11 protein-coding genes are annotated in these 13,907 nt (G+C 73.5%); 8 read left to right on the forward strand and 3 right to left on the reverse strand.

What is annotated here, in order from left to right; all coding sequences use genetic code 11:
- Positions 1-4: 4 nt before the first annotated feature.
- Together OHA99_RS21865 and OHA99_RS21870 are read right to left on the reverse strand one after the other, a co-directional pair.
- Positions 5-724, reverse strand: coding sequence for a Crp/Fnr family transcriptional regulator (locus OHA99_RS21865; protein ID WP_153179421.1), 720 nt, complete (start codon positions 722-724; stop codon positions 5-7).
- 86 nt (positions 725-810) lie between these two features.
- Positions 811-1,461 carry a MerR family transcriptional regulator gene (locus OHA99_RS21870; RefSeq protein WP_087790615.1) on the reverse strand — a complete coding sequence of 217 codons (651 nt, stop codon included), beginning with the start codon at positions 1,459-1,461 and terminating at the stop codon, positions 811-813.
- A 158-nt stretch (positions 1,462-1,619) separates the two neighbouring features.
- Here OHA99_RS21870 and OHA99_RS21875 point away from each other — a divergent pair, with 158 nt between their 5' ends.
- From OHA99_RS21875 to OHA99_RS21890, 4 genes are all read left to right on the forward strand, one after another.
- Positions 1,620-3,161, forward strand: a complete 1,542-nt coding sequence (locus tag OHA99_RS21875; protein ID WP_153179422.1) for an NAD(P)/FAD-dependent oxidoreductase — start codon at positions 1,620-1,622, stop codon at positions 3,159-3,161.
- Positions 3,158-4,102: an alpha/beta fold hydrolase gene (locus OHA99_RS21880; protein WP_153179423.1), complete on the forward strand. Its 945-nt coding sequence runs from the start codon at positions 3,158-3,160 to the stop codon at positions 4,100-4,102. The genes OHA99_RS21875 and OHA99_RS21880 overlap by 4 nt, the downstream gene beginning before the upstream one ends.
- On the forward strand, positions 4,099-4,992 hold the full coding sequence (locus tag OHA99_RS21885) for an SDR family oxidoreductase (protein WP_405697369.1): 894 nt from the start codon (positions 4,099-4,101) through the stop codon (positions 4,990-4,992). The genes OHA99_RS21880 and OHA99_RS21885 overlap by 4 nt, the downstream gene beginning before the upstream one ends.
- A gap of 85 nt (positions 4,993-5,077) precedes the next feature.
- A complete protein-coding gene (locus OHA99_RS21890; RefSeq protein ID WP_405697372.1) occupies positions 5,078-5,290 on the forward strand; it encodes a hypothetical protein in 213 nt (70 codons plus the stop codon).
- A gap of 86 nt (positions 5,291-5,376) precedes the next feature.
- On the opposite strand, the gene OHA99_RS21895 is transcribed toward OHA99_RS21890, so the two are convergent.
- Positions 5,377-9,189, reverse strand: coding sequence for a S41 family peptidase (locus OHA99_RS21895; RefSeq protein ID WP_405697375.1), 3,813 nt, complete (start codon positions 9,187-9,189; stop codon positions 5,377-5,379).
- Positions 9,190-9,371: 182 nt separating this feature from the next.
- On the opposite strand from OHA99_RS21895, the gene OHA99_RS21900 reads away from it, so the two are divergent.
- The 4 genes from OHA99_RS21900 to OHA99_RS21915 all read left to right on the forward strand — a co-directional run bounded on the left by OHA99_RS21900 (position 9,372) and on the right by OHA99_RS21915 (position 13,857).
- On the forward strand, positions 9,372-9,971 hold the full coding sequence (locus OHA99_RS21900; RefSeq protein ID WP_153179427.1) for a TetR/AcrR family transcriptional regulator: 600 nt from the start codon (positions 9,372-9,374) through the stop codon (positions 9,969-9,971).
- Positions 9,972-10,086: 115 nt separating this feature from the next.
- The gene (locus OHA99_RS21905; RefSeq protein ID WP_381499045.1) at positions 10,087-12,339 is read left to right on the forward strand and encodes an MMPL family transporter; all 2,253 of its coding nucleotides are present in this window, start codon (positions 10,087-10,089) and stop codon (positions 12,337-12,339) included.
- 157 nt (positions 12,340-12,496) lie between these two features.
- Positions 12,497-13,015 (forward strand): YbaK/EbsC family protein, encoded by a 519-nt coding sequence (locus tag OHA99_RS21910; protein WP_153179429.1) that lies wholly within the window; start codon positions 12,497-12,499, stop codon positions 13,013-13,015.
- Entirely contained in the window at positions 13,012-13,857 is an 846-nt protein-coding gene (locus OHA99_RS21915) for an EamA family transporter (RefSeq protein ID WP_153179430.1), read from the forward strand. Before OHA99_RS21910 ends, OHA99_RS21915 begins: the two co-directional genes overlap by 4 nt.
- Positions 13,858-13,907: the final 50 nt, after the last annotated feature.

A 13,907-nucleotide genomic window follows, 5' to 3' on the forward strand; every position in this document is an offset into this window, starting at 1 on the left:
GGTGTCAGGTCCGCCCGCTGCCCTCCCGCACCCGCTTCAGGGCGTCCGGGTTGTCGACGGTCACATGGGTGCGCCCGGTGGTCACCCAGCCGTCGGCACGCCACTGCTCGAGGATGCGGCTGACGGTCCTGCGTGACCCCAGGACCAGCCCGGCGAAGTCGTCCTGGGACAGGGGGAGCGCTATCTCGACGGCCCCGGAGGCGCCGCGCCGGCCGTATCCGGCGGCGAGGTCGAGCAGCAGGTCGGCGAGGCGGGTGCTGAGGGTGTCGGCGCCGGCCGCGGTGCGCTGCCGGTCGGCGTCCCGGAGCCGGGCGGAGAGCATCTGGTGGACGGCGCCGGTGACGGCCGGGTGGTCGCGTGCCGCCGCCTTGAAGGCGGACGGTGGTATGCGCAGGGCGCGCACCGGGGTGAGGGCGGTGAGGGTGGCGGACCGGGCCCCGCCGTCCAGTCCCGCCTGTTCCCCGACCAGGTCTCCCGGGCCGCGCAGCGCGAGCACCGCCTGATAGCCGGCGGCGGACGCGGAACTCACCTTGACGCAGCCGCTGCCCAGCACCAGAAGGTGGTCGGTGAGGTCGTTCTGCCGGAGCAACTCGTCCCGGGGCGCGTACGACGCCGGCCGGCCCGCGCGCCGCAGCGCTGCCCGCGCGGGCGCGTCCAGCAGGTCCCAGAACGGGGTGCCCCGCCCGTGCCCGATCGGCCCGGTGCTCCACAACTCCGAGGTCATCGGCGTCCTCCCCGCTGGGTTCCGGTCCGGGCCGGCCCTTCACGCGGTGCGCGGTACGGCAGGTGGTGCGGACGGTGCACAGGACGTTACCCGTGCCGGGGCCTCTGCAACCGCCGGTCCAGCGCCAGCGACAGTTCCGCCTCCACCACGCTGCGGGCCAGCGGGCGCAGGCGGTGGAGTTCCGGCTCGGGGGCGTGACGCAGGATCAGGTCGGCGAAGAGTCCGGCGAGGGCGTCGGCGTGTTCGCGGACGCGGGCGCCGGCCTGGAGGACCTCGCCGAGCGGGATGCCCTCGCGGACCAGGGCGGAGGAGACCTCAAGGAGGCGGTGGCTGATGTGGACCAGTTCGTCGCCGTCGGTGCCGAGGTAGCCCAGCTCCATCGCGGCGGCCAGGTTCTCGGCGCTGACCTCGCCCTCGAAGCGGGCGGCGAGCTCCTCCGGGGTGAGGCGGACCGGGGTCTCCTCGGTGGGCTCGCCGACGCCGAGCAGGTCGCCGACGTCGCGGCCGTGGTCGAAGGCGTCGGCGAGTTCCGCGATGCCGTTCAGGGTGTGGCCGCGCTCCAGCAGCGCCGCGATGGTGCGCAGGCGGGCCAGGTGGTGGTCGTCGTACCAGGCGATGCGGCCCTCGCGGCGGGGCGGGGGGATCAGTTTGCGTTCGCGGTAGAAGCGCAGGGTGCGCACCGTGATGCCGGCCAGGCGGGCCAGTTCCTCCATGCGGTACTCGCGCTTCTCGGTCACGTGCACGACCCTATGGCGTACCCCCGGTAACTTTCCTCCGTCCGACCCCTACCCATGAGTACGGACCTGCTCTACGCTCCCATTGCGCCAGTGTTCACTGGCAAGGTTCCAGACGGTTCCAGGTTCCAGACGGTCCAGGCAAGCGTGGAGGCTCCGGGATGGCCGAGCACGAGCAGGTTCACGAACACGTACGGGTGGCGGTGATCGGGTCCGGCTTCGGCGGCCTGGGGGCCGCCGTGCGGCTGCGGCGCGAAGGGATCACCGACTTCGTCGTACTGGAGCGGGCGGCGAGTGTCGGCGGGACCTGGCGGGACAACAGCTACCCCGGCTGCGCCTGCGACGTACCGTCCCACCTGTACTCCTTCTCCTTCGCGCCCAACCCCGAGTGGCCGCGCACCTTCTCCGGGCAGGAGCACATCCGCGCCTACCTGGAGCACGTCACCGACACCTTCGGGCTGCGCCCCCACCTCCGCCTCGACTCGGAGGTGAAGCGGATGGCGTGGGACACCGAGCAGCTGCGGTGGGAGATCGAGACCGTGCGCGGCACCCTCACCGCCGACGTCGTCGTCTCCGCGACCGGGCCGCTCTCCGACCCCAAGGTCCCCGACATCCCCGGGCTCGACACCTTCCCCGGCAAGGTCTTCCACTCGGCCCGCTGGGACCACGACTACGACCTCACCGGCAAGCGCGTCGCCATGATCGGCACCGGCGCCTCCGCCATCCAGATCGTGCCGGCCGTCCAGCCGAAGGTGGGCCGGCTCACCCTCTTCCAGCGCACCCCGGCCTGGGTGATGCCCCGCGTGGACCGGGCCATCAGCGGCGCCGAGCGCGCCCTGCACCGGGCGGTGCCCGCCACCACCAAGCTCCGCCGCGGGCTGCTGTGGGGCATCCGGGAACTCCAGGTGCAGGCGTTCACCAAGCACCCGAACGAGCTGGGCTTCGTCGAGCAGATCGCCAAGCGCAACATGGGCGCCGCGATCAAGGACCCGGCCCTGCGCGCCAAGCTCACCCCCGACTACCGCATCGGCTGCAAGCGGATCCTGCTGTCGAGCACCTACTACCCGGCGCTCGCCCAGCCCAACGTCGACGTGGTCGCGAGCGGGCTCAGCGAGGTGCGCGGGTCGACGCTCGTCGCCGCCGACGGCACCGAGGCCGAGGCGGACGCGATCATCTTCGGCACCGGGTTCCACGTCACCGACATGCCCATCGCCGAGCGGGTCGTGGGCGCGGACGGGCGGACGCTGGCCGAGACCTGGAAGGGCGGCATGGAGGCGCTGCGCGGCGGCACGGCGGCCGGCTTCCCCAACTTCATGACGGTCATCGGGCCCAACACCGGCCTCGGCAACTCGTCCATGATCCTGATGATCGAGTCCCAGCTGAACTACATGGCCGACTACCTGCGCCAGCTGAACGTCCTCGGCGGTCGCACCGCTCTCGACCCCCGCCCCGCCGCCGTGCGCAACTGGAACCACCGTGTGCAGGAACGCATGAAGCGCACGGTGTGGAACACCGGCGGCTGCACCAGCTGGTACCTGGACGCCAGCGGCCGCAACACCACCGTCTGGCCCGGCACCACCGCCGAGTTCCGGCGGGCGACGCGGCGCGTGGACCTCGCCGAGTACCAGGTGCTGCGCCCGAGCCCGGCCGGGGCCGAGGCCACCGGCGTGAACACCGGCGCGGACGCCGAGGTGAGCGCGTGAGCCGCCTGACGCACGTCGCCGACGGGCCGTACGCCCCGCCCGTACCCGCCCACGAGCTGACCGTCACCGCCGCCGACGGCGCCCGTCTCCACGTCGAGGTGCACGGCCCCGAGAACGCCCCCGCGGTCGTCCTCGCGCACGGCTGGTGCTGCTCCACCGCCTTCTGGGCGGCGCAGATCCGCGCACTCGCCGTCGACCACCGGGTCATCGCCTACGACCAGCGCGGCCACGGCCGCAGCCCGGCCAACCCGGCGTACGGCACCGAGCCGCTCGCCGACGACCTCGAAGCCGTCCTGGAGGCCACCCTCGCGCCGGGCGAGCGGGCCGTGATCGCCGGGCACTCCATGGGCGGGATGACGCTGATGGCCGCGGCGACCCGGCCCGCGGTGCGCGAGCACGCGGCGGCCGTCCTGCTGTGCAGCACGGGCAGCGCGCGGCTGGTGGCGTCGGCCACCGTGGTGCCGATGCGGGCGGGCCGGGTGCGCACCTGGCTGACCCGGCGGATCCTCGGCTCCCGGGCGCCGCTCGGGCCGGTCACGCCGGTCGCCCGCCGCATCCTCAAGTACGGGACCATGGGCCCCGGTTCGGCCCCGCAGATGGTCGACGCCTGCGCCCGCATCGTGCACGCCTGCCCCAGCCGGGTGCGGTACGGCTGGTCGCACGTGCTCGACCTGCTCGACCTCGACCACGGCGTACGGGAGTTGCGGATGCCGGTGGAGATCGTGGTCGGTACGGCGGACCGGCTGACACCGCCCGTGCACGCCCGCGCGCTGGCCGCCGCGCTGCCCGACTGCGCGGGCCTCACCGAACTCCCGGGCGTCGGCCACATGACGCCGGTGGAGGCGCCGGACCTGGTGACCGGCAGGATACGGGCGCTCGCCGCCACCCACATACCCAGCGCACGCGGTGAGCGTGCCGTACCCGCCGAGGAGAGCGCATGAGCAGGGTGAGCCTGGAAGGACGGGTCGCCGTCGTCACCGGAGCGGCGCGGGGCGTCGGGGAGCTGATGGCCCGCAAGCTGTCCGCGCGCGGGGTGAGGGTGGCGCTGGTCGGCCTGGAGCCGGACGAACTCAAGCAGGTCTCCGCCCGGTTGCACAGCGACAGCGACCACTGGCACGCCGACGTCACCGACCACGAGGCGATGGCCCGGGTGGCGGCGGAGGTGAAGGAGCGCTTCGGGAAGGTCGACATCGTCGTCGCCAACGCGGGCGTGGCCACCGGCGGACCCTTCGTCGAGTCCGACCCGGAGTCCTGGCGGCGGGTCATCGAGGTCAACCTGATCGGCTCGGCCGTCACCGCCCGCGCCTTCCTGCCCGCACTGCTGGAGAGCCGCGGCTACCTGCTCCAGATCGCGTCGCTGGCCGCCCTCACCCCCGCCCCGATGATGAGCGCCTACTGCGCCTCCAAGTCCGGCGTCGAGGCGTACGCGCACAGCCTGCGCGGCGAGGTCGGGCACCGGGGCGTGAAGGTCGGCGTCGGCTATCTGTCCTGGACCGACACCGACATGGTGCGCGGTGCCGACCAGGACGACGTCATGCGGGAGTTGCGGCAGCGGCTGCCCTGGCCGTCGAACAAGACCTACCCGCTGGGCCCGGCCGTGGACCGGCTCGTGGAGGGCGTCGAGCGCCGCTCCGCGCACGTCTACGGGCAGTGGTGGCTGCGCGGCATGCAGGGCGTGCGCGGCTACCTGCCGGCCGTCATCGGCACCGTCGGACAGCGCGAGATGCGGCGCTTCGGCGACCGGCTGGAGGGCCTGCGGACGGGCCTGGTCGGCGCCGGTGGAGCGGCCGACGAACAGCGTCCGACCAGCGCGACTACGGTCCGTAAGTGATCGACATGCGCACGGTCACGGCCCATGTGAATCTGATCGAGCACCCGGCCGATCCGGTCGGGCCCGATCACAGGAGTGAACCCACATGGGTATGAAGGACCAGTTCCAGGACAAGGCCGAGCGCATGCAGCGTGCCGAGCAGGCGCGGGACCAGTTCCAGAACCGCGACCGCCGTCGCGACGAGGACGAGATGGACCCGTCCTCCCCGGCCTCGCGCCGCCGCGAGTCGGAGCACCAGGACCCGTCCTCGCGCCGTCGCGACGAGGACGAGCGGCTCCAGGACAGCTTCGACGCCTGACGCGCCGCCGCTGAAGTGAGAGGGCGCCCTCCCGGGCCGACCGGGTGGGCGTCCTTTCCCGTGCCCCGCCGAGGGCGCGCAGGGCGCTACTCCCGCGGCGGCAGCGGCGGACGCGACCGGTCGGGTACGGCGTCGTAACCGGGGGGCGTCGCGGGCGGGTTGGTCTCCAGCAGCTCCAACGCGAGGCGGACCGCCTCGTCCAGGACCGGGTAGCGGCCCTCGGCCCAGTCCAGCGGGGTGCGCAGCGCCTCGACGTCGGGGGCGACGCCGTAGTTCTCCACGGACCAGCCGTAGGCGTCGAACCAGGCCGCGTTCATCGGCACCGTGATGACCGAGCCGTCGCCGAGGCGGTGCCGGCCGGTCATGCCGACGACGCCGCCCCAGGTGCGCTGCCCGACCACGGGGCCGAGCCGCAGCAGTTTGAACGCTGCCGTGATCATGTCGCCGTCGGAGGACGTCGCCTCGTCGGCGACCGCGACGACCGGTCCGCGCGGGGCGTTGGAGGTGTACGACTCCGGCTGGGCGTCCCGGGTGAGGTCCCAGCCCAGGATGCTCCGGGTCAGCTTCTCGATGACCAGCTCGCTGATGTGCCCGCCCGCGTTGCCGCGCACGTCCACGATGAGCGCGGGCCGGGACACCTCCATGCGCAGGTCCCGGTTGAACTGCGCCCAGCCGGAGCCGCCCATGTCCGGGATGTGCAGGTAGCCGCACCGGCCGCCGCTCAACTGCCGTACCACCTCGCGGCGTTTGGCCACCCAGTCCTGGTAGCGCAGGGGGCGTTCGTCGACGAGCGGTACGACGGCGACCCGGCGGGAGGGGCCGGGGCCGCCCTCGGCGGGGGAGAAGGTCAGCTCCACCGTCGTACCGCCCGCGCCCGCCAGCAGCGGGGACGGGCCGAGGACCGGGTCGACCGGGCGGCCGTCGACGTGGGTCAGGACGGCACCGTCGCGGATGCCCGTGCCGGCCAGCGGGGAGCGGGCCTTGGAGTCGGAGGAGTCGCCCGGCAGGATGCGCTTCGCCACCCACCGCCCGTCCCGGCAGACGAAGTTGGCGCCGAGCAGGCCCTGCCAGCGCTGGTAGTGCGCCGGGCCCTCGTTGCGCCGGCCGGCGACGACGTAGGCGTGCGAGGTGCCCAGCTCGCCCAGCACCTCGCGCAGCAGGTCGGCGAACTCGTCCGGCGAGGCGACCCGTTCGAGCAGCGGACGGTACTGGTCGAGGACCGCGTCCCAGTCGATGCCGCACATCCCGGGGTCCCAGAAGTAGGCGCGGATCAGGCGGCCCGCCTCGTCGTACGCCTGACGCCACTCGGCGGCCGGGTCGACCTCGTGCAGGATGCGGCGCAGGTCGATCCAGGTGGTCGAGTCGCCGTCACCCACCTCGGTCGCCGGGACGGCGCGCAGGTCGCCCTCGTCGAGCACGACCAGGCGGCTGCCGTCGCCGCTGACCCGGAACCAGTCCAGGTGGTCCACCAGTTCCGACTTCTTCGCCTTGGCCAGGTTGAAGTGCTCCAGCGTGGGCCGCTCGCTCGGGTCGGCGGGGTTGGCGAAGGTCTCGCCGAGCGCACCCGAGATCGGCCAGCGCAGCCAGACCAGGCCGCCGCCCGCGACCGGCTCGAGGGCCGAGTACTTGGAGGCGGTGACCGGGAACGGCGTCACCCGACTCTCCAGACCCTCGACCTCGACGGTCACCGCACCGCCCTCGCCGGGCTCGTCCTCCAGTGGGTCCAGGCCCCCGGCCGCCGGGCGGCCCTCGGGGTTGAGGGCGAAGGGGGAGGGCGTCGCGGAGGACAGCGGCACCAGGTAGGGGCGGCAGCCCAGCGGGAAGGACAGGTCGCCGGTGTGCACGTCGTACACCGGGTCGAAGCCGCGCCAGGACAGGAAGGCGAGGTAGCGGCCGTCCCCGGTGAACACCGGGTTCTCGTCCTCGAAGCGGCCGTTGGTGACGTCGACGACGAGGGTGCCCTCGGGGCCGTCGATCCGGGCCATCTTGATCTGCCGCAGGGTGCGTCCGATGCCCGGGTGCGACCAGGTGAGCCAGGCCCCGTCGGGGGAGAAGGCGAGGTCGCGCACGGGGCCGTTGACGGAGCGGATCAGCTCGGTGACCTGGCCTCCGGCGGTCGCGGGGGTGCCCGGGGAGCCCGGCGTCACGGCGCCCCCGGCGTCGGTGTCCTCGGCGGGGGCGTCCGGGGTGCCGGTGTCCCCGGCGGTCGGGGGGAGGCCTGGGGTGCCCACCGTGCCGCTGACGGCATTTCCGCCTCCCGCGGTGCTGCCGGTCGCGGAGTCACCTCCCGGCGTGCCGGTGTCCCCGGCGGTCGGTTCGGGGCCGGGGCCCGGGGCGTCGTGCGGGGCGCCTGCCGCGCGGGCGTCGGCGGCGGGGGCGCGGTCCGCGGGGGTGCTGCGCGCCGTGCCACCTCCGGCGGGGGCGTTTCCCGCCGTGTCACCGGCGGTCGTTCCGCCTCCCCCGGTGCGGCCGGTCGCGGAGTCACCCCCCGGTGTGCCGTCTCCCGCGTCGGTCAGCGGCGTGCCGGTGTCCTCGGCGGGGGCGTCCGGGGTGGGGACGTCCGGGACGGTGCCCTCCCGGTCGGCCGTCCCGGCCGCGTCCTCCCCCGTGTCCGCCGGATACCCGGCGTCCATCGCCGCCAGCGCCAGCGCCACCTCCGTGTCGGCCTCCGCGACTTCGAGGATCAGCAGGCGCCCGTCGTGCGAGGCGACGGCGAGGCGGTCGCCCGCCGGGTCCGAGACCAGCTCCAGGACCCGGCCGAGGCGTCCGGAGGCCAGCCGCCGGGCCGCGCGGCCGCCGGTCGCGCGGGGCAGGTAGGAGATCTCGACGGCGTCCTCGCCCTCCGCGTCCGTCACGTACGCGATCCGCCCGCTCTCCCCGAGCATCTCCGGCAGCCGCACCCGGACGCCCGGGGTGTCGGCGATGGTGCGGGCCGGGCCGTCCCGGTGGGTGAGCCAGTACAGGCTGCCGCGTACGACGACGGCGCTCGCGCGGCCCGTCTCGTCGACGGAGACGCCGCCCACGTGCTGCGCGGCGGGCACCTGGTACGTCCGCCGTCCCGCGCGCGGACCGCTCAGCCGCACGTCCAGCTTCCGCGGCGCCGAGCCCGGCGCGAGGTCGTCCACGAGCCACAGGTCGCCCGCGCACTGGTACACCACCCGGGTGCCGTCGCTCGCGGCGTTGCGGGCGTAGAACGCGTCGTGGTCGGTGTGGCGGCGCAGGCCGGTGCCGTCGGGGGCGCAGGAGTAGAGGTTGCCGACGCCCTCGTGGTCGGAGAGGAAGGCGATCCGGCCGCCGACGAACATCGGGGCGGCCAGGTGCCCGCCGAGATCCGGCAGGATCCGCTCCCCGTGCAGCCAGAGGCGGCCCGTGGCGCCGCCCCGGTAGCGCTTCCAGGCGGCCGGCTCGTGCGGCGGGGTGCCGGTCAGGAGCAGGGTCCTGCGCTCGCCGTCGAGGTCGGCGGCCTGGATGTCGGTGACCGGTCCCCAGGGCAGCTTGCGGCCGGGATCGCCGTCGGGGGTGACCTTGTAGGCCCAGGTCAGGTGCGAGAAGGGCTCGCCGTGTGAGGCGACGGCGAGGACGGCGGTGGTGCCGTCGGGATCGGGCGGCGACCAGCCGCAGACCCGGGTGTCGAAGCCGCCCCAGTGGGTGAGCTGCCGCCCGGGGCCGCCGTCCACCGGCACGAGGTGGACCTCCGGCACCAGACTGCGCCAGCTGGTGTACGCGATGTGCCGGCCGTCGGGGGAGAAGCGCGGGGGACCGGCCTTGGTGCGGTCGACGGTGAGCCGCCAGGCCCGGCCCGGACCGTCGAGGGACGCGAGCCAGAGGTCGTCCTCGGCCACGAAGCACAGCTGGTCGCCACTGAGGTGCGGAAGGCGCAGATAACTCACCCGCCCCATGCTTTTCCGGGTGCCGGGTACCGGCAACTCGTACGGCGCACTTACGCGGCGCCGACAACCGTGACCCAGAACACGAACGAAACAGTTTCGTTTCGCTAGGGTGCTGAGGTACATTCGTCATGTACGAAACGGTGTCGTTCTGACGATGCCGAGTGGAACCGGGACGGAGAGGAGTGGGCAGGATGACCGAGGCCACCACCGCGCGCCGCAGTCGGATCACTCCCGAGCGCGAGGCCGAGCTGTACGCGGCCGTGCTCGACCTGCTCCGTGAAGTCGGCTACGACGCCCTCACCATGGACGCCGTGGCCGCCCGCACCCGGTCCAGCAAGGCGACGCTCTACCGCCAGTGGGGCGGCAAGCCGGAGCTGGTCGTCAAGGCCATCCGGCACAACAAGCCGGGCGAGATCGGCGACGTCGACACCGGCTCGCTCCGCGGCGACCTGCACGCCCTCATGGTGCGCGAGGACGACTGCACCATGGAGCAGAACTCCGCGCTGATGCGTGGCGTCGCCATGGCCCTGCACCAGAACCCGGATCTCCGCCAGGCGTTCCGGGGCCAGCTCATCGAACCGGAGATGGTGGAGTTCCGGCGCGTGCTGCAACGCGCCGTCGACCGCGGTGAGATCAGAGCGGACTGTCCGGCGCTGGACTTCCTCGTGCACATGATGGTCGGCGGGTTCGCCACCCGCACGCTGCTGGACGACCAGCCGCCGACCCGGGAGTTCCTCGCCTCCTACATCGACGCCGTGATCCTCCCCGCACTCGGCGTCTCCACCCACTGACGATCCCCACGCACTGCCTGAGCCCCACCTGAGCCCCACCTGACGTAACCGCTCACGTCGTCGGGCCGATCACCCCTGCCCCGAAGATCCCACGACTGACCGGGAGTACGCCCCCGTGGCCACGTTCCTCTACAAACTCGGCCGGCTCGCCTTCCGCCGACGGCACTTCGTCGCCCTGATCTGGGTGGCCCTGCTGACGCTCGCCGGCGTCGGCGCGGCCAGCGCCCCGCCCGCCGGCAACTCCTCCTTCTCCATACCCGGAACGGAGGCCCAGAAGGCCTTCGACCTGCTGGAACAGCGCTTCCCCGGAGCGAGCGCCGACGGAGCGACCGCACGCGTCGTCTTCAAGGCACCGTCCGGCGAGAAGATGACGGACGCCGGCCACAAGGCGACCGTCGAGAAGACCGTCGACGAACTCTCGGACGGCTCCGAGGTCGCCTCGGTAGCCGACCCCTACACCGGCAACGCCGTCAGCAAGGACGGCACCATCGCCTACGCCTCGGTGAAGTACGACGTCTCCGGCATGGAGCTGGAGGAGTCCACCAAGGACGCCCTGGAGGACGCCGCCCAGCAGGCGCGCGACGCCGGGCTGACCGTCGAGGTCGGCGGTGACGCGCTCCAGGCCGTCCCGGAGACCGGCGCCACCGAGGTCATCGGCATCGCGGTCGCCGCCGTCGTCCTGGTCATCACCTTCGGCTCCCTGGTCGCGGCCGGGCTGCCGCTGCTCACCGCCCTGATCGGCGTCGGCATCGGCGTCTCCTCGATCACCGCGCTGGCGAGCGCGCTCGAACTGGGCTCGACCACCTCGATCCTGGCCATGATGATCGGCCTCGCGGTCGGCATCGACTACGCCCTGTTCATCGTCTCCCGCTACCGCGCCGAACTCGCCGAGGGGCGTGAGCGCGAGGAGGCCGCCGGACGGGCGGTCGGCACCGCCGGATCGGCCGTCGTCTTCGCGGGCCTCACCGTCGTCATCGCCCTGGTGGGCCTCGCGGTCGTCAACATCCCGATGCTCACCAAGATGGGTATCGCCGCCGCCGGCACCGTCGCCATCGCGGTCCTGATCGCGCTCACGATGATCCCCGCGCTGCTCGGCTACGCCGGCCGCAGGGTCAAGCCCGCCGGGGCGAAGGGCAGGCGGCTGGGCCGCTCCCGCAAGAGCGAACCGGATCCGGACGCGCCGAAGCCGGACCAGCCGGCCGGCCGGCCGAAGGCCAACCTGGGCACCCGCTGGGCGAGCTTCGTCGTCCGCCGCCCCCTCGCCGTCCTCCTCCTGGGCGTCATCGGCCTCGGCGCCGCCGCGGTCCCCGCGACCTCCCTGGAACTGGGCCTGCCCGACGACGGCTCCCAGCCGACGTCCACGACCCAGCGCCGCGCCTACGACCTGCTCTCCGAGGGCTTCGGCCCCGGCTTCAACGGCCCCCTGATGGTCGTCGTCGACGCGAAGGGCAGCGACGCGCCCAAGGACGCCTTCGACGACGTCGCGGGCGAGATCAAGGGCCTCGACGGCGTCGTGGCGGTGACCCCGCCCGCGCCCAACAAGGGCGGCGACACCGCGACGATCACCGTGATCCCGGACTCCAAGCCGTCCTCCGTGCAGACCGAGGACCTGGTGCACGCCATCCGTGACGCGGGCGGCGACATCGAGGCGAAGACCGGCGCCGAGACCCTGGTCACCGGCTCCACGGCGATGAACATCGACGTCAGCGAGAAGCTCAACGACGCGCTGGTGCCGTACCTGGTCCTGGTCGTCGGCCTGGCCTTCCTGCTGCTCATCGTGGTCTTCCGCTCGATCCTGGTCCCGCTGAAGGCGGCCCTCGGCTTCCTGCTCTCCGTCATGGCGGCGCTCGGCGCGGTCGTCGCGGTCTTCCAGTGGGGCTGGCTGTCCGGCCTGATGGGCGTCGAGGAGACCGGCCCGGTCATGTCGATGATGCCGATCTTCATGGTCGGCGTGGTCTTCGGCCTGGCCATGGACTACGAGGTCTTCCTGGTCACCCGCATGCGGGAGGCCTACGTCCACGGCGAGAAGCCGAACCAGGCGGTCGTCACCGGCTTCAAGCACGGCGCCCGGGTCGTCACCGCCGCCGCGGTGATCATGATGGCGGTCTTCGCGGGCTTCATCGGCTCCAGCGAGTCCATGGTCAAGATGATCGGCTTCGGCCTCGCGATCGCCGTCTTCTTCGACGCGTTCGTCGTCCGCATGGCCATCGTCCCGGCGGTCCTCGCCCTGCTCGGCAAGAAGGCCTGGTGGCTGCCGAAGTGGCTGGACCGCGCGCTGCCCAACGTGGACGTCGAGGGCGAGGGCCTGCGCACCGGCGACGAGCGGGGCTCCGGCCCCGACGAGGACCGGGAGCTGGTGCGCGCCTGACCAGCCGCCGCGGCCTCTGACAGGAGGACGGCACAGACCAGCCGGTGAGGGTTCCGTGGGGACGGGGCTGCCCTCACCGGCTTCCTCCGTCCCGGGGGTCCCGTCGGCCCCGTAACCCGGTCGCCTGTGGGCTACACGTACCGCTACGGTGCGGACCATGACGACCGACGACGCCTCCGGCTCCGCCGCCGCCTCCGCCGCGCATCCGCGCTTCGCCGCCGCCCTCGGCGAACTCGGCCTCGGCGACCTGGCCGCACGGGCCCGGCGCTTCCCGGAGGCCACCCGCACCGCCGCCGAGGCCGCCGCCGCGATCGGGTGCGAGCTGAGCCAGATCTGCAAGTCGCTCATCTTCGCCGCGGACGGCGTGCCCGTACTCGTCCTCATGGACGGCGCCTCCCGCGTCGACCTGGACCGGGTCCGCGAGGAACTCGGCGCCGAGAAGGTCACCCGGGCCAAGGCCGACGTCGTACGGGAGACCACCGGGTACGCGATCGGCGGTGTGCCGCCCTTCGGGCACCGGACCAGGACCCGGGTACTGGCCGACCGGTCCCTGCTCGCCCACGACGTCGTCTGGGCCGCCGCCGGAACCCCGTACGCCGTCTTCCCGATGGAGCCCAAGGAGCTCGTCGCCACCGCCGGCGCCACCCTCGTGGACGTGCGCGAGCGCTCCGCGTGACCCCACTGGTCACCGCCGCCGTCCTGCTCGCCGCGGTCACCCACGCCGGCTGGAACGCCATCGCCCACCGGATCACCGACAAGCTGACCGGGTTCGCGCTGATCTCGGGCGGCGGGATGCTCATCGGGCTCGCGCTGCTGCCGTTCACGGCGTTCCCGGCGGCCGGGGCGTGGCCCTACCTCCTGGTCTCCGCCGCCATCCACATCGCCTACTACGCCCTGCTGATGCGGTCCTTCCGGCTGGGCGACTTCGGCCAGGCCTACCCGATCGCCCGCGGCAGCGCGCCGCTGCTGGTCACCGTCCTCGCCGCGGTCTTCGCCCACGAGGTGCCGGACGGCTGGGCGGCCGCGGGCATCCTGGTCTCCTGCGCGGGGCTGACCGGCGTCGCCCTGTGGGGGCTGCGGGGACGACGGCCCGACTGGGCGGCCATCGGCGCGGCCCTGGCCACCGGGGTGACCATCGCGGCGTACACGGTCGTCGACGGCCTCGGCGTACGCGCCTCCGGGACCTCCCTCGGGTACATCGCCTGGCTGATGGCGGTGCAGGGGACGGTCCTCCCGGCGTACTTCCTCCACCGCCACCGCGCCGGTGCCCCGGCGCTGCTGCGGCCGCACGCCCGTCTCGGACTGCTCGGCGCGGCGATGTCCGTCACCGCCTACGCCCTGGTCCTGTGGGCCCAGACCCGCGCCGAACTCGCGCCCATCGCCGCCCTGCGCGAGTCGTCCATCCTGGTCGGCGCCGCGATAGGGGCCGTCTTCTTCAAGGAGCGGTTCGGCGCGCCCCGGATCGCGGCGGCGGGCCTCCTGGTCGTCGGGATCGGGCTGATGCTGCGCACCGGGTAGACCGGGTGGTGCGTACCGGCGCGGGGAGGCGCACCCTGGAAGGAGATGTT

This window comes from Streptomyces coelicoflavus, assembly GCF_045041415.1.
Taxonomy (GTDB): Bacteria; Actinomycetota; Actinomycetes; order Streptomycetales; family Streptomycetaceae; genus Streptomyces; species Streptomyces coelicoflavus.

Bases quoted from the DNA above. Each gene is read 5' to 3' on its own strand.
- OHA99_RS21865 (WP_153179421.1), bottom strand. From the start codon at position 724: ATGACCTCGGAGTTGTGGAGCACCGGGCCGATCGGGCACGGGCGGGGC.
- OHA99_RS21875 (WP_153179422.1), top strand. From the start codon at position 1,620: ATGGCCGAGCACGAGCAGGTTCACGAACACGTACGGGTGGCGGTGATC.
- OHA99_RS21885 (WP_405697369.1), top strand. From the start codon at position 4,099: ATGAGCAGGGTGAGCCTGGAAGGACGGGTCGCCGTCGTCACCGGAGCG.
- OHA99_RS21890 (WP_405697372.1), top strand. From the start codon at position 5,078: ATGGGTATGAAGGACCAGTTCCAGGACAAGGCCGAGCGCATGCAGCGT.
- OHA99_RS21895 (WP_405697375.1), bottom strand. From the start codon at position 9,189: ATGGGGCGGGTGAGTTATCTGCGCCTTCCGCACCTCAGTGGCGACCAG.
- OHA99_RS21900 (WP_153179427.1), top strand. From the start codon at position 9,372: ATGACCGAGGCCACCACCGCGCGCCGCAGTCGGATCACTCCCGAGCGC.
- OHA99_RS21910 (WP_153179429.1), top strand. From the start codon at position 12,497: ATGACGACCGACGACGCCTCCGGCTCCGCCGCCGCCTCCGCCGCGCAT.